Source organism: Serratia nevei (assembly GCF_037948395.1).
In the GTDB taxonomy this organism is placed as follows: domain Bacteria; phylum Pseudomonadota; class Gammaproteobacteria; order Enterobacterales; family Enterobacteriaceae; genus Serratia; species Serratia nevei.
The window spans coordinates 84,761-104,524 of the sequence record NZ_CP149940.1 but is presented as its reverse complement, the minus strand read 5'-3'; the positions used below and the strand labels follow the sequence as shown (position 1 = coordinate 104,524).

Annotated in this window: 16 protein-coding genes, 1 tRNA gene and 2 other RNA genes; 3 read left to right on the top strand and 16 right to left on the bottom strand. The window is 59.9% G+C overall.

Features of this window, described 5'->3' with window-relative positions; genetic code table 11:
• Window position 1: 1 nt before the first annotated feature.
• Window positions 2–193 carry a cellulose biosynthesis protein BcsR gene (bcsR, locus tag V8N38_RS00490; RefSeq protein ID WP_033649881.1) on the bottom strand — a complete coding sequence of 64 codons (192 nt, stop codon included), beginning with the start codon at window positions 191–193 and terminating at the stop codon, window positions 2–4.
• A gap of 189 nt (window positions 194–382) precedes the next feature.
• Here bcsR and bcsE point away from each other — a divergent pair, with 189 nt between their 5' ends.
• From bcsE to bcsG, 3 genes are read left to right on the top strand one after another with little or no spacing between them, the layout of a single operon-like run.
• Window positions 383–1,951, top strand: a complete 1,569-nt coding sequence (gene bcsE, locus V8N38_RS00485) for a cellulose biosynthesis protein BcsE (RefSeq protein ID WP_147840538.1) — start codon at window positions 383–385, stop codon at window positions 1,949–1,951.
• Window positions 1,938–2,141 carry a cellulose biosynthesis protein BcsF gene (bcsF, locus tag V8N38_RS00480; RefSeq protein ID WP_147840537.1) on the top strand — a complete coding sequence of 68 codons (204 nt, stop codon included), beginning with the start codon at window positions 1,938–1,940 and terminating at the stop codon, window positions 2,139–2,141. Before bcsE ends, bcsF begins: the two co-directional genes overlap by 14 nt.
• Window positions 2,138–3,793 (top strand): cellulose biosynthesis protein BcsG, encoded by a 1,656-nt coding sequence (bcsG, locus tag V8N38_RS00475; protein ID WP_147840536.1) that lies wholly within the window; start codon window positions 2,138–2,140, stop codon window positions 3,791–3,793. Before bcsF ends, bcsG begins: the two co-directional genes overlap by 4 nt.
• A gap of 299 nt (window positions 3,794–4,092) precedes the next feature.
• Here the strand turns inward: bcsG and dppF are convergent, their stop codons facing one another.
• From dppF to V8N38_RS00400, 15 genes are all read right to left on the bottom strand, one after another.
• Window positions 4,093–5,082, bottom strand: coding sequence for a dipeptide ABC transporter ATP-binding subunit DppF (gene dppF, locus V8N38_RS00470; RefSeq protein WP_060424251.1), 990 nt, complete (start codon window positions 5,080–5,082; stop codon window positions 4,093–4,095).
• Window positions 5,079–6,059, bottom strand: coding sequence for a dipeptide ABC transporter ATP-binding protein (gene dppD / locus V8N38_RS00465; RefSeq protein ID WP_038874024.1), 981 nt, complete (start codon window positions 6,057–6,059; stop codon window positions 5,079–5,081). Before dppD ends, dppF begins: the two co-directional genes overlap by 4 nt.
• Before the next feature lie 15 nt (window positions 6,060–6,074).
• Window positions 6,075–6,977, bottom strand: coding sequence for a dipeptide ABC transporter permease DppC (gene dppC / locus V8N38_RS00460; RefSeq protein WP_038874021.1), 903 nt, complete (start codon window positions 6,975–6,977; stop codon window positions 6,075–6,077).
• 11 nt (window positions 6,978–6,988) lie between these two features.
• Complete coding sequence (gene dppB, locus V8N38_RS00455) at window positions 6,989–8,008, bottom strand: dipeptide ABC transporter permease DppB (RefSeq protein ID WP_043129106.1); 1,020 nt, start codon at window positions 8,006–8,008, stop codon at window positions 6,989–6,991.
• Window positions 8,009–8,178: 170 nt separating this feature from the next.
• Complete coding sequence (gene dppA, locus V8N38_RS00450) at window positions 8,179–9,786, bottom strand: dipeptide ABC transporter periplasmic-binding protein DppA (RefSeq protein ID WP_047729481.1); 1,608 nt, start codon at window positions 9,784–9,786, stop codon at window positions 8,179–8,181.
• Between the two features lie 601 nt (window positions 9,787–10,387).
• Window positions 10,388–12,079 (bottom strand): glycosyl hydrolase family 18 protein, encoded by a 1,692-nt coding sequence (locus tag V8N38_RS00445; protein WP_060441224.1) that lies wholly within the window; start codon window positions 12,077–12,079, stop codon window positions 10,388–10,390.
• 424 nt (window positions 12,080–12,503) lie between these two features.
• Window positions 12,504–12,632, bottom strand: a non-coding RNA gene (locus tag V8N38_RS00440) — RtT sRNA.
• 35 nt (window positions 12,633–12,667) lie between these two features.
• Window positions 12,668–12,796, bottom strand: a non-coding RNA gene (locus V8N38_RS00435) — RtT sRNA.
• 35 nt (window positions 12,797–12,831) lie between these two features.
• Window positions 12,832–12,908 (bottom strand) — tRNA-Pro (locus V8N38_RS00430).
• Between the two features lie 120 nt (window positions 12,909–13,028).
• Complete coding sequence (locus V8N38_RS00425; RefSeq protein ID WP_038875891.1) at window positions 13,029–14,360, bottom strand: MFS transporter; 1,332 nt, start codon at window positions 14,358–14,360, stop codon at window positions 13,029–13,031.
• Between the two features lie 95 nt (window positions 14,361–14,455).
• Window positions 14,456–16,000 (bottom strand): signal transduction histidine-protein kinase/phosphatase UhpB, encoded by a 1,545-nt coding sequence (uhpB, locus tag V8N38_RS00420; protein WP_147840567.1) that lies wholly within the window; start codon window positions 15,998–16,000, stop codon window positions 14,456–14,458.
• On the bottom strand, window positions 15,997–16,587 hold the full coding sequence (uhpA, locus tag V8N38_RS00415) for a transcriptional regulator UhpA (RefSeq protein WP_038875895.1): 591 nt from the start codon (window positions 16,585–16,587) through the stop codon (window positions 15,997–15,999). The genes uhpB and uhpA overlap by 4 nt, the downstream gene beginning before the upstream one ends.
• Window positions 16,588–16,705: 118 nt before the next feature.
• The gene (eptB, locus tag V8N38_RS00410; RefSeq protein WP_060441225.1) at window positions 16,706–18,400 is read right to left on the bottom strand and encodes a kdo(2)-lipid A phosphoethanolamine 7''-transferase; all 1,695 of its coding nucleotides are present in this window, start codon (window positions 18,398–18,400) and stop codon (window positions 16,706–16,708) included.
• Between the two features lie 223 nt (window positions 18,401–18,623).
• Complete coding sequence (locus V8N38_RS00405; protein ID WP_004934114.1) at window positions 18,624–19,049, bottom strand: organic hydroperoxide resistance protein; 426 nt, start codon at window positions 19,047–19,049, stop codon at window positions 18,624–18,626.
• A gap of 160 nt (window positions 19,050–19,209) precedes the next feature.
• The gene (locus tag V8N38_RS00400; protein ID WP_147840568.1) at window positions 19,210–19,674 is read right to left on the bottom strand and encodes a MarR family winged helix-turn-helix transcriptional regulator; all 465 of its coding nucleotides are present in this window, start codon (window positions 19,672–19,674) and stop codon (window positions 19,210–19,212) included.
• Window positions 19,675–19,764 lie beyond the last annotated feature (90 nt).

The following is a 19,764-nucleotide window of genomic DNA, read 5'->3' as shown; positions in this document are numbered from 1 at the left end:
ATCAGTGGCTCCCCGTGGTCTGCGCCAATTCGGCCAACAACGGCCAGCGCGTCATCATTTGCGTTAACCGCTCCTGCCGCGAAATATCGACATAGCTTAATTTCGGCAATGAAAAAGCCTGGCTGAGCGCCTGCAGGTCATCCTGGCTCTCCCCAGGTGCCGCTGCACGAAAATGGGTGGGTGCGTTATTCATTCTTCCGCCTTGGCGAAAATAGGCTATGTTAATTAACTATAGCAACGATACAAAAAGAGAGAGGCAATAAGATGATTCTCAACAAATATTGTTGCAGAGCGTCGGAGATTTGTTATTGCCAGAGTAAAAATGGCTATCTTTAAATATAAACGCCTTTAGTCGGCTTTCAACGAATGTAGAACACATCCTATGGCGCACTCTTTTTCTCTAGGCATTCGGCAGATTTGGGAAGAGCTGTCGGTGATGCAGGCCCCCGGGCTTTATTGGATCAATATCGACAGGCAAAGCGACGCCGCGCTGCTGTGTCGCCAGGTCATCGCCGCCCAACCGGCCACCCATAAAGTCGCCCTGATCTGCAGCGGCGATAAACCCGATCGCCTGCTGGCCGAGCTGGCTTCGCCTGCTTTGCAGAAGCTGCCGCTGTATCAATTACCGGAGAAAAAAGCCGCGCTGACGCAGCTGAGCGACGATCTGATGCGCGCCCTGCGGCCGCAAAATCGCTTACTTATCCTGCTGGCCCACGCCAGCCTGTGGCAAACCTTCACCACCGAAGAGCTGCGCGAGTGGACCCGTACCCTCGCCGCCTGGCTGCGGCGGCAGGGGTGTACGCTGTTGATCCTCAGCCACGGCGGCGGCATCAATAAGCTCAAGGGGCAGCTCAGCGCGCAGCATCGCATCCTGAACGGCCTGTCCAGCCTGCAATGGCAGCAGGACAGCGCGCAGTATCTGGTTAACTGGTGGAGCACCGAAAACGGCATCAATGCCAATCAGCTGCTGACGCTGTACGCCGCGGAAGGCGGCTGGCAGGGTGAGGATGAAAATAGCCAACCCTCCCCCACCGCCTTGCGCAGCGACGAAGGCCTGTATCTGGCCGAGCGCAGCATCCTGGAAGGCGCGCCGCCGCTGTCCGCCAACTGGCAGCTGCTGGAGAGCAACGACGAACTGGCGCAGCACGGCATGCTGAGACTCTCGGCGACGTTGATTTTCGCGCTGTACCAAAGCGACCAAATCGATCACCTGGCGCACCAAATCCACACCCTGCGCCGCAGCCGCGGCAACGGCTTGAAAATCGCGGTGCGCGAGATGAGCGCCAGCCTGCGCTACAGCGACGAGCGGCTGCTGCTGGCCTGCGGCGCCAACCTGATCGTACCGCACGTCGCGCCGCTGTCGCGTTTTCTGACCATGCTCGAAGGCATTCAGGGGCAGCGCTTCTCGCGCCATGTCCCCGCCGACATCGATGCGCTGCTGGCCGGCTTGCGCCCGCTGCAGCTCAAAGGCTATATGCGGCCGGAACCGTTCAGCCAGGCGGTGCTGTCGCTGATGGGCAACACGCTGCTGCCCGAGGACGGCAAAGGGGTGATGGTGGCATTGCGACCGGCCACCGGCCTGCGCGCCGAACAGGCGATGACCCTGTGCCACCTGCGGCGCTTCGGCGACGTGATGACCGTCGTGCAGGGGCGGCTGGTGCTGTTCCTCTCCACCTGCCGCATCAACGATTTGGATACCGCGCTGAAGTTCATCTTCCGCCTGCCGGTGGATGAAGCCTTCAGTAACCGGGTAGTGTGGCACCAGGACGTCGATATCATTTCGGAAATCAAACGCATGGCCCAGGGGCGCTGGCAGATTTCGGCCACCGGCACCGCCGGCGCCGCGCCGCGCCCCAGCGTGAAAGTGGCCGAGATGCCCACAGAACGGCGGCAGCCGGTCGCCTTCACGCTGCCGCTCGGCCCGCAGGAGGAACCGCATGCTGAACCTTAACGACATCGTGCAACTGATCCTGCTGTGCGCGCTGATCTTCATTCCGCTGGGCTACGTCTTTCACCGGCGTTTTCCGCATTTGCGTCAATACTGGCAAAACCTGTTGTTATCGCCGCGCTATTTGAAATCCGCCGGTTTGTGGGTGCGCACAGGCTCCTCATCTCAGATTAAACGTAAGAAGCAGCCATGAATCCAAACTCGAAGACGCAATCCGATAACGCTCTGTGGCGCTACTGGCGCGGGCTGGGCGGCTGGAACCTCTACTTTCTGGCCAAATTCGCCCTGCTGTGGTTCGGCTACCTGAATTTCCACGCGCTGCCGAACCTGGTGTTCATGGCATTTCTGCTGATGCCGATCCCCTCACAGCGTCTGCACCGCTGGCGCCATTACCTCGCTATCCCGATTGGCATCGCGCTGTTCTACCACGACACCTGGCTGCCGGGCATCAACAGCATTCTCAGCCAGGGCTCGCAGCTGGCCGGCTTCAGCGCCCAGTATCTGCTGGAGCTGATCAACCGCTTTATCAACTGGCAGATGGTCGGCGCGGCCTTCGTGCTGCTTATTGCCTACCTGTTCGTCGCGCAGTGGGTGCGCGTCACGGTGTTCACCGTGGCGGCGCTGGTGTGGCTCAATATCGTCAACATCGCCGGGCCGGCGGTCTCACTGCTGCCCACCACCTCCACGGCCTCGGCCGGGGGCGCCAATACGCCGGCCACGTCGGTGCCAGCGGCGGGGGATGCTGCGCCGGCAGACAGCCTGCCGCCGACCAGCGCCAATCTGACGGCCTACCTGAATCAGTTCTACGAGCGGGAAAAAGGCCGCGTCACCGCGTTCCCGGCCACCTTGCCCGCCGACGCCCAGCCGTTCGATCTGCTGGTGATCAACATCTGTTCGCTGGCCTGGGCCGATATGGAGGCGGTCAACCTGCAGAATCACCCGCTGTGGTCGAAGATGGACATCATGTTCGACAGCTTCAACTCGGCCACCGCCTACAGCGGCCCGGCGGCCATCCGCCTGCTGCGCGCCAGCTGCGGCCAGCTTTCGCATCACGACCTGTATCAACCGGTGAACCAGCAGTGTTACCTGTTCGATAACCTGGCAAAGCTCGGCTTCAAGGAACAGCTGATGCTCGATCACTCCGGGGTATTCGGCAACTTCCTGAAAGAACTGCGTGAACAGGGCGACATGCAGGCACCGCTGATGTCACAGGCCGGCATCGGCAACGAGCTGACCTCGTTCGACGGCGAGCCGATTTATAACGATCTCGAATTGCTGACCCGCTGGCTGGATCAACAGCAAAAAGGCGGTGACGGCCGCACCGCCACCTTCTTCAACATCATTCCGCTGCACGACGGCAACCGCTTCGTCGGCTCCAGCAAGAGCGCCGACTATCAACCGCGCGCGCAGAAACTGTTCGATCAGCTGAACACCTTCCTTGACCAGCTGGAGAAATCCGGCCGCAAAGTGGTAGTGGTGATCGTGCCGGAGCACGGCGCGGCGTTGGTGGGCGACAAGATGCAGATGTCCGGCCTGCGCGATATTCCCAGCCCGAACATCACTCATACGCCGGTCGGCATCAAACTGATTGGGATGAAGGCGCCGCATCAGGGCAGCCCGCTGCAGATCAAAACGCCGAGCAGCTATCTGGCGCTGTCTGAACTGGTGTCGCGCCTGGTGGACGGCAAGGTCTTCAGCGAGTCCAGCGTCGATTGGCAGGCATTGACCCAGGGGCTGCCGCAGACCCCGGTCATCTCCGAAAACGACAACGCCATTGTGATGCAGTATCAGGGCAAGCCTTACATTCGCCTGAACGGCGGTGACTGGGTGCCTTACCCGCAATAAGCGCGGCCTCATCCCCCCAAAGCACGCCGCCGGCGTGCTTTTTTATTGGGTTTTTATAATAAAAACAGTGAAACCGCTCGACCGACAGAATGTTATTAACAACAAACCGTTGAATTCTATTATTCGATTATTATTTCAATACGAAGATTCTTAAAAAAATAACAATTTGTCAGAATAGCGTTAAGGGAAGAATTTAAAAAACGGGTTGTCGCGATCGTTTACTGACTAACACATTGATTGAATAATAAAAAACGCCGGCGCAGTGCCGGCGTTTGGTTTAAGCAGGAAAATCCGACGCTTTACGTCCCCGGATGCTCGTCCTGATCGACCGCAAAGCAGGCCACCATCTGCTCACCGTACTGTTTCAGCTGCGGCTGCAGCTGCACGCAGGTGCCGAAGGCGCGGCGGCAGCGGGCGTTGAACGCGCAGCCCGGTGGCGGGTTCATCGGGCTGGGCAGTTCGCCGGTCAGCTTGATGCGCTCGCGGCGCATATCCGGGTTCAACCGCGGCGTCGCCGACAGCAGCGCCTGAGTATAAGGATGGCGCGGATTGTTGAAGATCGCCTCTTTGCTGCCCTTTTCCACGCAGCGGCCGAGGTACATCACCATCACCTCGTCGGCGATGTGTTCCACCACCGACAGATCGTGTGAGATGAACACATAGGACAACCCCAGCTCCTGCTGCAGATCCATCATCAGGTTCAGCACCTGAGCACGCACCGACACGTCCAGCGCCGACACCGGTTCATCGGCGATCACCACGTCCGGGTTCAGCATCAGCCCGCGGGCGATGGCGATACGCTGGCGCTGGCCGCCGGAAAACATGTGCGGGTAGCGGTCGTAATGCTCGGTCTTCAGGCCGACCTTCGCCATCATCTCCAGCGCTTTTTCCCGCCGTTCGGCGGCGCTGAGCGGGGTATTGATCAACAGCGGTTCCTCGAGGATCTGCCCGACCTTCTTGCGCGGGTTGAGCGATCCGTAAGGATTCTGGAACACGATTTGGATCTTCTGGCGGCGCAGTTTCTCGGCCGAGACGTCCGGCTTCAGCAAATCCTGCCCCTGATAGTACAGCTCGCCGCCGGTCGGCACTTCGATCATCGTCAGCAGGCGGCCGAGCGTCGATTTGCCGCAGCCCGACTCGCCGACCACCGCCAGCGTTTTGCCGCGCTCCAGGGTGAAGGAGACGCCGTCCAGCGCCTTGACCAGCCGCTCCGGCGCGAACAGGCCCTTTTTCACCGGGTAATGCTTCTTCAGGTCGATCGCCTGCAGTAAAGGTTGATTCTGGCTCATACGGTCGGCCTCCCCGCATCATCCAGCGGTGTGTGACATTTAACCTGACGGCCGGGAATGCTGCGCAGTTCCGGCTCCTCGTTACGGCAGCGCTCGTTGGCATAGGGACAACGCGGGTTGAGCAGGCAACCGGTCGGGCGATCGTATTTGCCCGGCACCACGCCCGGCAGCGAAGCCAGGCGAGCCTTGTCGGCGGCGAACTCCGGCAGCGCGCGCAGCAGCGCCTGGGTATAAGGATGGCGCGGCGCGCGGAAAATCTCCGCCGCCTTGCCGGATTCCACCACCTGACCGGCATACATCACAATGATGTGGTGCGCGGCTTCCGCCACCAGCGCCAGATCGTGGGTGATCAGCACCAGCGCCATGTTTTCGCGCTGCTGCAGGTCCAGCAGCAGTTCGATGATCTGCGCCTGGATGGTCACGTCGAGCGCGGTCGTCGGCTCATCGGCGATCAGCAGCTTCGGCCGACAGGCGATGGCCATGGCGATCATCACGCGCTGGCTCATGCCGCCGGAAAGCTGGTGCGGGTACACGTCCAGCCGCGAGGCCGGATCGGGAATGCCCACCTGGGTCAGCAGGTCGATAGCGCGCTGGCGGCGAGTGCGGCGGTTGCCGCCCTGATGCACCTTCAGCGCCTCCATGATCTGGTAACCGACGGTATAGCACGGGTTCAGGCTGGTCATCGGATCCTGGAAGATCATCGCCACTTCAGAACCCACCAGCTGGCGGCGCTCTTTTTCGGAAATCTTGCGCAGATCCTGGCCGTTGAACTCCAGCTTGTCGGCCATTACCTTGCCGGGGAAATCGATCAGGCCCATGATCGCCAGCGAGCTGACGGATTTGCCGGAGCCGGATTCACCGACGATGCCGACCACCTGGCCTTGCTCCACGCTGTAACTGATGCGGTCTACCGCGCGGAACGGGGTGCCTTCGTCACCGAAGTGCACCGAAAGCTTGTCTACATTCAATAACGCCATCTCTCTCGTCCTCTGTTACTGCTTGAGTTTGGGGTCGAGAGCGTCACGCAAACCGTCCCCCATCAGGTTAAATGCCAGCACCGTCAGCAGGATCGCCAGGCCGGGGAAAGTCACTACCCACCAGGCGCTTTGCGCGAACTGCAGCACGTCGGAGAGCATGGTGCCCCACTCCGGCGTCGGCGGTTGCGCGCCCATGCCCAGAAAGCCGAGAGCGGCCATGTCCAGAATGGCGTTCGAGAAACCGAGAGAAGCCTGCACGATCAAAGGCGCCAGGCAGTTAGGCAGAATGTTGACGAACATCTGGCGCAGCGCGCCGGCGCCCGCCACCCGCGAAGCGGTGACGTAATCGCGGTTCACTTCCGCCAGCACCGCCGCACGCGTCAGACGTACATAGTGCGGCAGCGCGACGAAGGTAAGCGCCAACGAGGCGTTGACGATCGACGGCCCGAACACCGCCACCAGCACCAGCGCCAGCAGCAGGCTCGGCAGGGCCAGCATGATGTCGACGACGCGCATGATCACCGCATCCACCGCACCGCCGAAGTAGCCGGCCAGCAGACCGAGCACCACGCCCATGATCAGCGACAGCACCACCACCAGGCAGCCGACCAGCAGCGACAGGCGCGCACCGTACATCAGGCGCGACAGCACGTCGCGGCCCACGTCGTCGGTGCCGAGGAGATATTGCCAGCTGCCACCCTCTTGCCACACCGGCGGCTTGAGCAGCGCGTCGCGGAACTGATCCGCCGGCGCATGCGGCGCCAGCACCCCGGCGCCGAGCGCGATCACCAGCATCAGAACGATATACACCAGGCCGACCACGGCCCCTTTATTGCGCTTGAAATAGTGCCAGAACTCCTGAAACGGGGTCATCGGCTTCGGCGCACCTTTAACTGCAGACTCAGTGATTTGAGACATGAGAGCGCCCCTTATTTCTTGTGGCGAATACGCGGGTTGACCACGCCGTAGAGCACGTCTACCAGCAGGTTAACCAGAATGATCATACAGGCGACCAGCAACACCCCGCCCTGCACCACCGGGTAATCGCGGCGCTGCAGCGCGTCGATCAGCCAGCGGCCCAGCCCCGGCCAGGAGAAGATGGTTTCCGTCAGGATAGCGCCGGCCAGCATGGTGCCGACCTGCAGCCCGATCACCGTCACCACCGGCAGCAGCGCGTTGCGCAGCGCGTGGACGACGATCACCCGCATGCGGCTCACGCCCTTGGCGCGCGCGGTGCGGATGTAGTCTTCACCCAACACTTCCAGCATCGAGGAGCGGGTCATGCGCACGATCACCGCCAGCGGGATGGTGCCCAGCACGATGGCCGGCAGGATCATGTGCATCACTGCGTCGATAAAGTCGCCCGGCTCGCCCCAGATCAGAGTGTCTATCAGCATGAAGCCGGTCAGCGGATGGCTGTCGTCGAGGAAGACCGTGTCGCTGATGCGGCCCGACACCGGCGTCAGGTTAAGCTGCACCGACACCAGCATGATCAGCATCATGCCCCACCAGAAAATCGGCATCGAATAGCCGGTCAGCGAGATGCCCACCGCGGTGTGATCGAAGACCGAGCCGCGCTTGACTGCCGCCAGCACCCCGACCGGGATGCCTACCAGCACCGCAAACAGCATCGCGCAGAAGCCCAGCTCCAGCGTGGCCTGAAAGCGCGGAACGAACTCGCTCCAGACGGAGATGCGGCTTTTGAGTGAGGTGCCCAGATCGCCGTGCAGCACGTTGGACACGTAGGAGAAATATTGTTGATAGAGCGGCTTGTCCAGCCCCATTTCCGCCATCAGCTGCGCGTGGCGCTCGGCGGAGATACCGCGTTCCCCGGCCATGATGGTCACCGGGTCGCCGGGGATCATATGGACGAATGCAAAAGTCAGCAACGTAATGCCGATAAACGTTGGGATAACTAACCCCAAACGTCGGAGTATGAACTGCAACATATCCCGAACTCTCTGTATCAATGCCCGGCAGCTCATCGTCCGCCAGGCTTATTAACGCTCACATGCCTTTGAACGATTCGACGGCCATACGCCGGAGACTGGTCAGCAGGGGCGCAAACCTGTTGCGCCCCTGCAAGTCCATTCGTGCGTCTCCGGTAAAGCGGTCGAAATCAGTCTACAGAGACATTCTCGAAGTGATGCTTACCGAGTGGATCCACGACGTAGCCTTTCACTTCCTTACGCACAGGCTCGTACACGGTGGAGTGTGCGACAATCAGCGCCGGAGCCTGATCGTGCATCACCACCTGCGCCTGCTTGTACAGTTCGATGCGCTTGTCGTGGTTGGATTCGGCGCGCGCCGGTTGAATCAGATCTTCAAACGGCTTGTAGCACCAGCGGGAGTAGTTGGAGCCGTCTTTCGCCGCCGCGCAGCTGAACAGCGTGGCGAAGAAGTTGTCCGGATCCCCGTTGTCGCCGGTCCAGCCCATCATCACCGTCTGGTGCTCGCCCGCTTTGGCGCGCTTGAGGTATTCACCCCACTCATAGGTCACGATTTTGGCTTTCACGCCGATCTTGGCCCAGTCGGCCTGGATCATTTCCGCCATGCGGCGCGCGTTCGGGTTGTAAGGACGCTGTACCGGCATCGCCCACAGGTCGATGCTGAAGCCGTCGGCCATGCCCGCTTCTTTCAGCAGTGCTTTCGCCTTGGCCGGATCGTAAGCGTAATCCTGCACCGCGTCGTTATAGCCCCACATGGTCGGCGGGATCAGGTTCTTGGCCGCCTGGCCCGCGCCCTGATAAACCGCGTCGATGATCGCCTGCTTGTTGACCGCCATGGTCAACGCCTGGCGCACCTTCAGGTTATCCAGCGGCTTTTTCTCGACGTTGAACGACAGGTAACCCACGTTCAGGCCCGGCTGTTCCATCAGGTTGATGGACTTGTCTTGCTTCATGCGGGCGATATCGGCCGGGTTCGGGTACGGCATCACCTGACATTCGTTTTTCTGCAGTTTGGCGTAGCGCACGGAGGCGTCAGGCGTGATGGAGAACACCAGGCGATCGATCTTCGGCTTGGTGCCCCAGAAACCGTCGAATGCCTTGTACAGGATCTTGGAGTCTTTCTGGTATTGCAGCAGCTGGAACGGCCCGGTGCCGATCGGATTCAGGTCGACTTTCTCCGGCGTGCCGGCTTTCATCATCACGTCGGCATATTCGGCGGACAGGATGGACGCGAAGTCCATGCCCAGGTCAGCCAGGAACGGCGCCTCCGGGCGGTTCAGCACGAAGCGCACGGTGTTGTCGTCCACTTTTTCAATCTTGGCGATCAGCTTAGGCATGTCCATGCCTTCAAAGTATTCGTAACTGCCGCCGGACACTTTGTGGTAGGCGTTGTTCGCATCCAACTGGCGCTCAAAGGAGAACACCACGTCGTCGGCGTTGAAGTCGCGCGTCGGTTTGAAATCTTTGCTGCTCTGCCACTTCACGCCTTTGCGCAGGTGGAAGGTGTAGGTTTTGCCGTCTTCGCTGACGTCCCACTTCTCAGCCAGGCCCGGCTGCAGTTCGGTGGTGCCGATTTTGAATTCGACCAGGCGGTTGTAGATCGGTACCGAGCTGGCGTCGTAGGTGGTGCCGGAGGTAAACAGCTGCGGGTTGAACCCTTCCGGGGAACCTTCAGAACAGTAAACCAACGTCTTGGCCTGAACGCTGGCCGCCACGGTCAGCGCGATCAGCCCAATGCCGAATTTCAGAACCCCCGATTTACCCAAGGAACGTGTCATCGTTAGTGCTCCATTGTGTGATGTGATGTGTGTAATTGCCGCCAGACCTGTATTTTTTATTGCGTGGCCTGTGCGATCGGCGCCCGAAGGCAGAAGGCGTACGAGGAGAGAATGCCGGATGGAACGCATCGCGGCGGGGACGTCTGAGCGCGTGGAATTCACTCAAACAACTCTCGCTCTTACCCCTGAGGCTATCAAGTTGCCAACTGTTTGGGGTGTCGTCAATATAACCAGTGGGGATTTACGCAGACTGTGAGAAACAGCAAACAAACATAAAAAAAACCTTTTGTTAACAGTTCCAGCATGAAAATTTATGCTAAGCGGTCATTTTTAGCGCATTGGTCTGACCCTCACAAACTTACTGGTTTTTAACTCCGTTAAAAAACCCCAAAACTTTGTTGCTGAATGATGAATATCTGAACGGTTATTTTTGTGATCGCCGTTAAAGACAGGAGGAAATGCTGAAGGATTACCCAAAAGGGTGAGTCCGATGGCCGCGTTTTGCGCCGGCGAGGGCCACAATCTGTGCGGCGTAAAAAAACTTTCGGCGGTGAAAAAGCCGGGGGCGAAAGGATATCCCCCGGCAACGCACTGCAACCGATTATTGAACGCCGGCGCTGTTGCCCAGGCTGGCGTTCATGCTGTTGAGAATATCGCCGTTGTCCGCATCGATCTCCCAGGAGAACAGGCCGCCCAACTGCTTATCCAGCACGTACTTGCCTTTGGCCTGCACCGAGCGGGCATCGTCGAAGGTGATCAGATCGCCGGTGGAAGGCTTGAACACGTAAGGCGCTTCCGCCGTGGCGTCGTAGGTGTACTGCCACTCGCCGCTCATGAACTGGCTGGCGATTTGGCGGTAGTCCACGATGCCGTTCTCCCAGGTGCCTTTAACCGGCCCGCTGGCGGTGCCGGTAAACGGAATATTGTTCTGGTAGCCGTTCACCCCGGTCCAGCCGCGGCCATACATGGCGGTGCCGACCACGATCTTGCCCGGCTTGACGCCCTGCGCCAGCAGCGCATTGACGCCGTTCACCGTGGTGTAGGCGGTGTCCGGTTTCCAGGCCGGCGCATTCAGCGCGGTCTGGTGCCCCAGGTTCTTCAGATCGAAGGCGCCGTAGAAGTCGTAGCTCATCAGGAAGATGTGATCCATCGAGTTCTGCGCGACGTTATAAGCCACCTTGTCGATCTTGTCCTTGCCGGCGCTGATGGCGGAGGTCAGCTCATACTTGCGGCCGGTTTCCGCCGACAGCTGATCCAGCATCGCCCGCAGCTCCTTCATCAACAGCACATAGGTTTCCCCGTCCTGCGGGCTGCCCAGGTTCGGGTTGGCGCCTTTGCCGCCCGGGAACTCCCAGTCGATATCCACGCCGTCGAAGAACTTCCAGGTCTGCAGGAACTCTTTCACCGAGCCGACGAAGCGATCGCGCTTCACCTTGTCGCCCATGAAGAAGAACGGGTCAGACAGCGTCCAGCCGCCGATCGACGGCAGGATTTTCAGGTCAGGGCGCGCCTGCTTCAGCGCCATCAGCTGGCCGAAGTTGCCCTTGTAGGGGTCATCCCAGGCGGTGACGCCCTTCTGCGCTTTTTGCAGCGCGGCAAACGGATCGTGGATCGAGACCTTGAAGTCCTCGCGGCCCTGACAGGAGCGCTGCAAGGCCTGGAAACTGCCTTCGATCTCTTTCAGGCTGTCGTTGATGCCGTTGCCGCCGCAGATCGGGATAAAGCCGTACAGCAGGTGGGTCAGGTTTTGCGCCGGGATCTTGTCGACGGTGAAATTGCGCCCGTAAACGCCCCACTCGACGAAATAAGAACCGACGACTTTGCCGGAGTTTTGTTTATAAGGTTTGTTCTTTTCCAGCAGCGGCTCTTTCAACGGCGCCAAATGGCTGCCGTCGGTGTCGGCCACCACAATTTCGGTGGCGTCGCTGGCGGTGCAGCCGTCGGCATTGCACAACGCCACCTGCATTTGATAACGGCCGCCTTTATTCACTTTAAAATTCGCCGTACCGGAAGAGCCGGTTGAAGGACCGCTCCACGCCTCTTTGCCATTTAATAAAATTTTTGCCGTCGTGCCGGTGTCGCCATTCCATAAATTCCAGGAGACCGAAACGTCGGCGGCATTTTTTACCTTCACCAGATTATTATAAGCGGTGGCCGCCTGATCGACTTCGACGATGGCGAACTTGGTGTTGCCCCAGGCGATGGTCGGTTTGCCCGGTGCAGCGGCCTGCGCCGCGGAACACAGCGTGCTGCCGATCAACAGCGCCAACAGCGGTTTATTAAATTTGCGCATAACTGATTCCTTTATTCCGAGAGGATAAACATAAAAGAGTTAATCGACGCCACGCATTGCCGGAGAAAAATGATCCCGCAATAATCCACGAAGATTAACGTTAATAAATAATCACGGTATTTCCCACGCGGCGGGAATAAGAGCTCCCGCGTTGTCCATTCAGACTATAGGTAAAAAAAACGTGAAAACAAGAGCGCTATCAACCGGGTTTTATTTGGCAAGCATGAATTTATTTAAATATAAAAATAAGAACCTAATGGGAATAAGGAGTGTGAATTAATTAAGCGTAAAGGATAAATATATTTCACGAGGACGGCAGATTGAGGCACGCCATAAAGCGAAGCCGACCGTATCGGAGGAGGTACTCATCCTCATAAACGACGGGCGAAAAAAAACCTGCTTTAAAAAGCAGGTTTTTCGAATGTGGTCGGCGAGAGAGGATTACGCGCATCTTTGATGCGCGCCCTGCGGGCCGTTGCTGAAGCAACGTTGTCTCGCTTCGCGAGGCTCGAACCTCCTGCGGAGGTACTCATCCTCATAAACGACGGACGAAAAAAAACCTGCTTTAAAAAGCAGGTTTTTCGAATGTGGTCGGCGAGAGAGGATTACGCGCATCTTTGATGCGCGCCCTGCGGGCCGTTGCTGAAGCAACGTTGTCTCGCTTCGCGAGGCTCGAACCTCCTGCGGAGGTACTCATCCTCATAAACGACGGACGAAAAAAAACCTGCTTTAAAAAGCAGGTTTTTCGAATGTGGTCGGCGAGAGAGGATTCGAACCTCCGACCCACTGGTCCCAAACCAGTTGCGCTACCAAGCTGCGCTACTCGCCGATGCGGGGCGCATCTTACTGCTGGCGGTTATAGGCGTCAATCACTTTTTTGCCCCTGCATTTCAAGTGGTGATAAAAGCGCCATAATGCGCTGCGCCGGGGGTTGCGCAGCGTATTTCACTCAGGCGTTGGCAGTTTTCAGCGCCGGCGTCTGCGCACGCAGGAACGGCAGCAGGAACAGCGCCGACAGGCAGGCGGCGATGGAAATCACCACGAAGAAGCCGTTCCAGTGCCAGATCTCCATCACCCGCGCAATCGGGTAGCCGGACAGCGCCGCGCCCAGGTAGGCGAACAGGCCGACGAAACCGGTCGCCGCACCCGCCGCATCCTTGTGCGAGCACTCCGCCGCCGCCATGCCGATCAGCATCTGCGGGCCGAAGATGAAGAAGCCGATGGCGAAGAAGCAGCAGGCCTGCAGCAGGTAGGTCACGCCCGGCATCAGCCACAGCGCCGCCACCGACAGGAAGATACCGATGGCGAAGATCAGGTTCATCGGGCCGCGGTTGCCGCGGAACAGCTTGTCGGAGCCCCAACCGGCCACCAGCGAACCGATAAAGCCGCCCACTTCAAACAGCGAAATGGCCGAGTTGGCGGTCATCAGCGAATAGCCCTTTTCCTGCGTCAGGTAGAGGTTGCCCCAGTCGTTGATCGCGGTGCGCACGATGTACACCAGCACATAAGAGACCGCCAGCAGCCAGATGTACTTGTTGGTCAGCACGTAGCGTTTGATGATCTCGCGGTTGCTCAGCCCCTGGCCTTCCGATTCCTGCACCAGCTCCATGGCGTCGTTACGCCATTTGCCGACGCTCGGCAGCCCCAGGGTGGATGGCTTGTCGCGCAGGCGCCAGCACATCAGCAGCCCCAACACCACGCCGATGATGCCGGGAATGATCATGCCGTAACGCCAGCTGAAGTGCAGCGAGATAAAGCCCACCAGCAGCGGGATCAGCGCGCCGCCGACGTTGTGCGAAGTGTTCCAGATCGCCCACCAGCTGCCGCGCTCGGAGCGCGAATACCAGCTGGTGAGGATTTTGGAGCACGGCGGCCAGCCCCAGCCCTGGAAGAAGGCGTTGAGGATCCACAGCGTGCCCAGCATCAGCAGCGACGAACTGAGGCCGAAGAAGATATTCAGCACCCCGGTCATGATCAGGCCCAGCCCCATAAAGTAACGCGGGTTGGAGCGATCGCTGATCATGCCGGAAATGAATTTCGAGCAGCCGTAGGTGATGTAGAACAGCGTGCCGAGGATGCCGACGTCGGACATCGTCAGGCCCAGATCGCTCAGCATCGCCGGCATGATGAAGTTGAAGCTTTTGCGCGTGAAGTAAAACGCGGCGTAGCCGATGTACATGGTGCACATCAGCTGGATGCGCCAGTATTTGTAGCTGGCGTCGATCTGCCGTTGATCGGTGACCTGCGGCGCGTCCGAGCGGCTTTTAAGGAAAGACCACATGTGGAACCTCAGAGGATTGAATAAAGTGCCGCTATGATGCTCCTCGCGCGCGCGGGAGGCTTACGCCGGATTCCCGAAGCGGCTAGGAGTTTTTCCTAGTTTGGCGCTTGCGCCGGTGAAACTGTGGGCAAGATCACACTCAAACAGGCGCCCCGTTCAGCGGTGAACCGCAGGCTGCCGCCGAGGGCGCTGATGCGCTCCTGCATACCGCGCAGGCCATACCCCGGCTGATGGTTTTCCGCATCGAAACCCAAGCCGTTGTCGCGGATGGTCAGGGCGATCAGCGGCGCGGCGCCTTTGCGCGGCTGCAGGCGCGCGTCCAGCTCCAGGCGGCTGGCGCCGGCGTGGCGGCACACATTGGTCACCCCTTCCTGACACACCCGGTACAGCGTGATTTTCAGCGTTTCATCCAGCAGCTCGTCCGGCACCTGCCATTGCAGGCTGCTCACCAGCGACGCGTCCTGCGGCAGCGACTCCCGCAGCATCGCCGCCACCGCCGCCGACAGCGGCAGGTTGTTCAGCGCCGCCGGCCACAGCTGGGTCAGCACGTCGTGCACCCCGTCGTAGACCCGCAGTGCCAACGCATCGATGGCGTCGGCGCAGCCGATCACCGCCGGTTCCGGCGCCAGGCGCTTGACGATGCTGGCCTGGGTGCGGATCACAGTGATGGTCTGCCCCACTTCATCGTGCAGCTCGCGCGCCACCTCGCGCCGGGTTTGCTCCTCCGCCGTCACCAGCGCCCGCGCCAGCTGGCGGTTCTCCGCCAGCCGCAGCCGAAGTTGCTGATTCAGCTCGCGCTGGCGCTGAATGCCGGCGCCCAGCAGCAGCCCGGTCAGGCTTTGGGCCAGCAGCGACAGCAGCAGATCGCGGTGCGACTCCGGCTGCGGCGGCTCGTTGACCATCAGCGCCACGCCGTTGAGCAGCGTCGCCAACAGCGCGCCCTGCCAGCCGTAGCGGTAAGACATGAACACGATAGGAATGGCCAGGCAGAACGGCGCGAAACGGCGCAGCTCGGCGGCGTTCACCTGCTGCTGCAGCCAGATGCTGAACGCAAACAGCAGCAGATAGCTGGCCAGGTGGCCGAGGCGCAGCTCCACCGGCTTGTGGATCAGCCCCGGCTCCAGCGGCACCCAGATTTGGCGCGCCAGATAGTGCCACAACAGCAGGCAGGTCGGCGCGATGGTGAAACCGCCGGTCAGGCCGAGCAGCAGCGCGCGGGCGCCTTCGCCGCTCACCAGCTGCCACACCAGCGCCTGCAGCAAGGCGGCGGCGGCCACCACCGCGCCCTGCAACAGCGGCCACCGCCATTCGCTGTCGCTCTGCTGATGGCGCAACAGCCACGGCGAGGCCAGCAGGCTGAGCAGCACCGTCAACACCAGCACCGCCACCGACGCCCACAGCGCCGGGCCGTAACCGAACTGGTCCGCCAGCAGCGCCATCAGCAGCAGATCGGCCAGCAGGATCCCCGGCCAGAAACGGTACGGGCTCTGCAGCAAAATGCCCATGCGCAGGCCGAATGGGAACAACAGCAGCGCCTGCCAGGGCGGGTCGATCAGCGCAGTGCCGATGCCCCACAGGCAAAACGCGCTGGCGGCGTAGATGAAAAACAGCGCCAGCTGGGTGATCAGGCGCTGCGTCACAGGTTCAGCATCCGTCTGGCCAGCTCGACGTTATTGTTGATACCCAGCTTGGCGAACAGATTGGCGCGATGCACATGCACCGTCTTCGGCGACAGCCCCAAGGCGGCGGCAATCTCGCGCACCTCCTGGCCCTGCGCCAGCAATAGCGCGATCTCGCGCTCGCGGCGGGTCAACGGATCGACCCTCACCCGCGCCAGCTGCTGGGCGATTTCCGGCATCAGGTAGACGCCGCCGCCAGCGACGGTGCGCACCGCGGTGATCAGATCTTCCGGCTTGCAGCGCTTGGAGAGGAAGCCGCTGGCGCCGCGATCCAGCGCCATTTCCACCAGCGCCGGGTTGTCGTGCATCGACAGCATCACCACGCGGATGCCGGAGGGAATGTCCGCCAGCAGATCCAGCCCGCTGCCGTCCGGCATCGAAATGTCGCAGATGCAGATTTCCGCCTCCAGCCCCGGTAGGCCGGCGCGCGCCTGCGCCGCGCTGCTGAACTCGCCCACCACCTGAATATCGGCCTCCAGCGACAGCAGCTGCACAAAGCCCGAGCGCACAATGTCATGATCGTCGATAAACGCCACGCGCAGGGTCATGGAAATCTCCGGTTAGAAGGGAAGTGCGCAAGTATACCGTATGCACACACCGGAATAATTGATGAAGAGAATGTATTGAGTGAAATTACCGGGTGCGCAAGGCACCCGGCGGGAAGGATTACAGGCGAGCGGGCGCCGTTTTATGCTGCGGCAGAGAGCACCAGTTGTTTTTATCCACGATGCCGCCGTTCGGCGAGGTGTAGCCGAGGCAACCGAGGATGGTGTCGAACAGCTCGACGTGGCGATGCGTTTTGCCGATGCGCTGCTGCGCCTGCAGCTGCTCAAAGGCGCTGAGGTGCTGCGGGTTCTCGAGGAACTTGTCCGACGCCCATACGATCATCGGCACGCGGAACTGCTCCGGCGGCGCCATTTCGCGCGGCGTGCCGTGCAGGTGCGTGTTCTCGCCGATCGATTCGCCGTGATCGGCGGCATAGAACACGATGGCCTTCTTGTCGCGCACCTGGTCGATCACATTGCTGATAAAGCTGTCGGTGTACAGCACGGTATTGTCGAAGGCGTTGATCAGCTGCGCCTTGGTGCAAGAGTCGTCCACCCCCATGCACTCCGGCTGATAGCGCGCATAGCTGCGCGGATAACGCTGCGAGTACAGGTAGTGCGAGCCTTTGGTATGCAGGATCACCAGGTGTTTGCCCTTCGGATAGCGCGCCAGCGACTCCTTCATTTCGTCCACCAACAGCATGTCATCGACCGCCTTGCCGTCGTTGCGCTTCTCGGACGCGATCATCTCGCGGAACGAATAGTTGTTCACCTCGGTGTTGTTGTAGAACCACACCTCGCTCTGCATGGCGAACAGCTCGGAAGAGAAGCCCAGATCCTTCAGCACCGCGAACACGTTCTGCTCTTTCAGCGTGCGCTGCGGGTTATCCTCGGTGCCGCCTTCGCGCACGAACATGCAGCGCAGCGACAGCTTGGTGGCGGTGTCGCACGACTCGCCGCGAAACGCCACCAGGTTCTTCTCTTTCGACAGCCGCGGCGTAGTATCGCGCTCATAGCCCAGCATGCCCATGTGATCCCAGCGCGTGGTCTCGCCGATGATGAACACCACGTAGGTATCGTCGATATCCGCCGGCGGTACATAGGTGAAGTGTTTGCCCGGATCGAACATCGTGCTCTGGTCCTGGCTTTCGTCATAGCGGGTATAGGCAAACAGCCCCAGCGCCGACAGCCAGTTGGACGGCAGATACGAGTGCGCCACCACGCCGCCGTAGCTCGGCAGATCAACGTTGGCGAGCTTCTCCTGCACGCTCTGCTCGTCGTCCAGCATACGCAGCGGCAGCCAGACCAGCGCCACCACCGCCAGCAAGACCAGCAGCGGCTTGATGCGATGACCAGGGGTTTTCAGCTGTTCGATCAGGGTGTAACGCAGGCCGTTTTTCCAGATCAGCAGCAGCGGCAAGGCACTGAGCGCCACCATCCACAGCACGAAGTGCAGGCCAACCACCTCTTTCGACAGATCGATGTCGGTGGTCATCACCGACACCACGATGCCGTAGCCGATCACCACGTTGAAAAACGTCATGTAGTAGCTGGCGGCGACCGAAATCAGCACCAGCAGCGAAGCGACGATGCGATAAAACAACCGGCCGCCGAGCGACACCAATCGCATGATAAAGAAAGTGAATAAAACGATGGCGATCACTTCCGTCACCGCCGAAATAAGCTTAATCCCCTGAATGCCGTGCGCAAGCGAGTCAAAACGGCGATAGAAAACGGACAGGTTTAAAAAGATGCCGATATAGATCGCTAACAATAACGATAAATTCTGCTGTGATAGCGATTTTATTTTGTTCATGTAGTGCGGTGGCTCCGGAGGGCGATAGCAGTTCTGAGTTTTTCAGACAGTCAATGCGGCTGCAGGTTCAGCCAACCGGCAATAAGCGTGGTTTTGCAGGCGACAATCAAGAGAATTCTCACAAAACAGGTTTTTTTTACCCTGTTGTGCGAACTCTGGAAGGGAAAGCAAGACAAGAAATGGAGGGAGGCCCCTCCATTTTTCAGAGCGTCGGCGAAAAACGTTATTTCACGTTCAACGTCACGTCGATATTGCCACGGGTGGCGTTGGAGTATGGGCACACCACATGCGCCTTTTTCACCAGATCTTCCGCCACGCTGCGCTCGATGCCCGGCAGCGAGATATCCAGCTGCACTTCGATGCCGAAGCCGTTCGGGATCTCACCGATGCCGACGGTGCCGTCGATCTTGGCTTCGGCCGGGATTTTGACCTTTTCTTTCGCCGCGACAAACTTCAACGCGCCGAGGAAGCAGGCCGAGTAACCGGCGGCGAACAGCTGCTCAGGGTTGGTGACTTCGCCGCCGGCGCCGCCCATCTCTTTCGGTACGCCCAGTTTCACGTCCAACACGCCGTCGGAGGAGGTCGCACGGCCGTCGCGGCCGCCGGTTGCGGTGGCGTGAGCGCGGTAAACCACTTTCTCAATAGACATCGTTCATTCCTTCTTGCTGGTTGGCGAGATGACTACGGCTTCCACGAGGTAAAGCCGGTCACATATTTATCTTTTGCGATTAAATCGCGCACTACTTATTTTTGACACTTATTAACCAGTGTAGACCACCCGCGCCGTTCTTGCGTCCGGCGGCGGCGGGTCAAATCTGATCGATCAGGCTGCCGCGCAGCTTTTCCAGCTGCTGTTTGAGCGAGACGATCTCGTCCAGGCTGCAGTCGGTGGCGCACATCACCGCCTCGGGCACCGATTGCGCCCGCTCGCGCAGCGCGCGGCCGGCTTCGGTCAGGGCGGTGATCACCTGCCGCTCGTCGGCGGTGGCGCGATAGCGCACCAGCAAACCGGCGGTTTCCAGCCGCTTCAGCAGCGGCGTCAGCGTGGCGGAATCGAGGAACAGCCGCTCGCCGATATCCGATACCGTCACCCGATCGCGCTCCCACAGCACCATCATCACCAGGTATTGCGGGTAGGTGAGTTCGAGCTGGCTCAACAGCTTGCGATAAACTTTGTGCAGCGCCAGGTTGGCGGAGTACAGCGCGAAACAGAGCTGCTGATCGAGCTGCAGCAGGTTCTTCGCCTTGGGTTGTTCGGTCTCGGTGCTTTTCATGTGTGTGAATATAGATAGCGCACGATGTAATCGCAAGCTATTTCTTGTGAGGTATGCTACATTTTTTTCATGCAGAGGATGCTCGGAGGG

Bases quoted from the DNA above. Each gene is read 5' to 3' on its own strand.
- dppF (WP_060424251.1), bottom strand. From the start codon at position 5,082: ATGAGCCAGAATCAACCTTTACTGCAGGCGATCGACCTGAAGAAGCAT.
- dppD (WP_038874024.1), bottom strand. From the start codon at position 6,059: ATGGCGTTATTGAATGTAGACAAGCTTTCGGTGCACTTCGGTGACGAA.
- bcsF (WP_147840537.1), top strand. From the start codon at position 1,938: ATGCTGAACCTTAACGACATCGTGCAACTGATCCTGCTGTGCGCGCTG.
- dppC (WP_038874021.1), bottom strand. From the start codon at position 6,977: ATGTCTCAAATCACTGAGTCTGCAGTTAAAGGTGCGCCGAAGCCGATG.
- bcsR (WP_033649881.1), bottom strand. From the start codon at position 193: ATGAATAACGCACCCACCCATTTTCGTGCAGCGGCACCTGGGGAGAGC.
- V8N38_RS00400 (WP_147840568.1), bottom strand. From the start codon at position 19,674: ATGAAAAGCACCGAGACCGAACAACCCAAGGCGAAGAACCTGCTGCAG.
- bcsG (WP_147840536.1), top strand. From the start codon at position 2,138: ATGAATCCAAACTCGAAGACGCAATCCGATAACGCTCTGTGGCGCTAC.
- V8N38_RS00405 (WP_004934114.1), bottom strand. From the start codon at position 19,049: ATGTCTATTGAGAAAGTGGTTTACCGCGCTCACGCCACCGCAACCGGC.
- V8N38_RS00425 (WP_038875891.1), bottom strand. From the start codon at position 14,360: ATGTGGTCTTTCCTTAAAAGCCGCTCGGACGCGCCGCAGGTCACCGAT.
- dppA (WP_047729481.1), bottom strand. From the start codon at position 9,786: ATGACACGTTCCTTGGGTAAATCGGGGGTTCTGAAATTCGGCATTGGG.
- eptB (WP_060441225.1), bottom strand. From the start codon at position 18,400: ATGAACAAAATAAAATCGCTATCACAGCAGAATTTATCGTTATTGTTA.
- dppB (WP_043129106.1), bottom strand. From the start codon at position 8,008: ATGTTGCAGTTCATACTCCGACGTTTGGGGTTAGTTATCCCAACGTTT.
- V8N38_RS00445 (WP_060441224.1), bottom strand. From the start codon at position 12,079: ATGCGCAAATTTAATAAACCGCTGTTGGCGCTGTTGATCGGCAGCACG.
- bcsE (WP_147840538.1), top strand. From the start codon at position 383: ATGGCGCACTCTTTTTCTCTAGGCATTCGGCAGATTTGGGAAGAGCTG.
- uhpA (WP_038875895.1), bottom strand. From the start codon at position 16,587: ATGACCCTGCGCGTGGCGTTTATCGACGATCATGACATTGTGCGCTCG.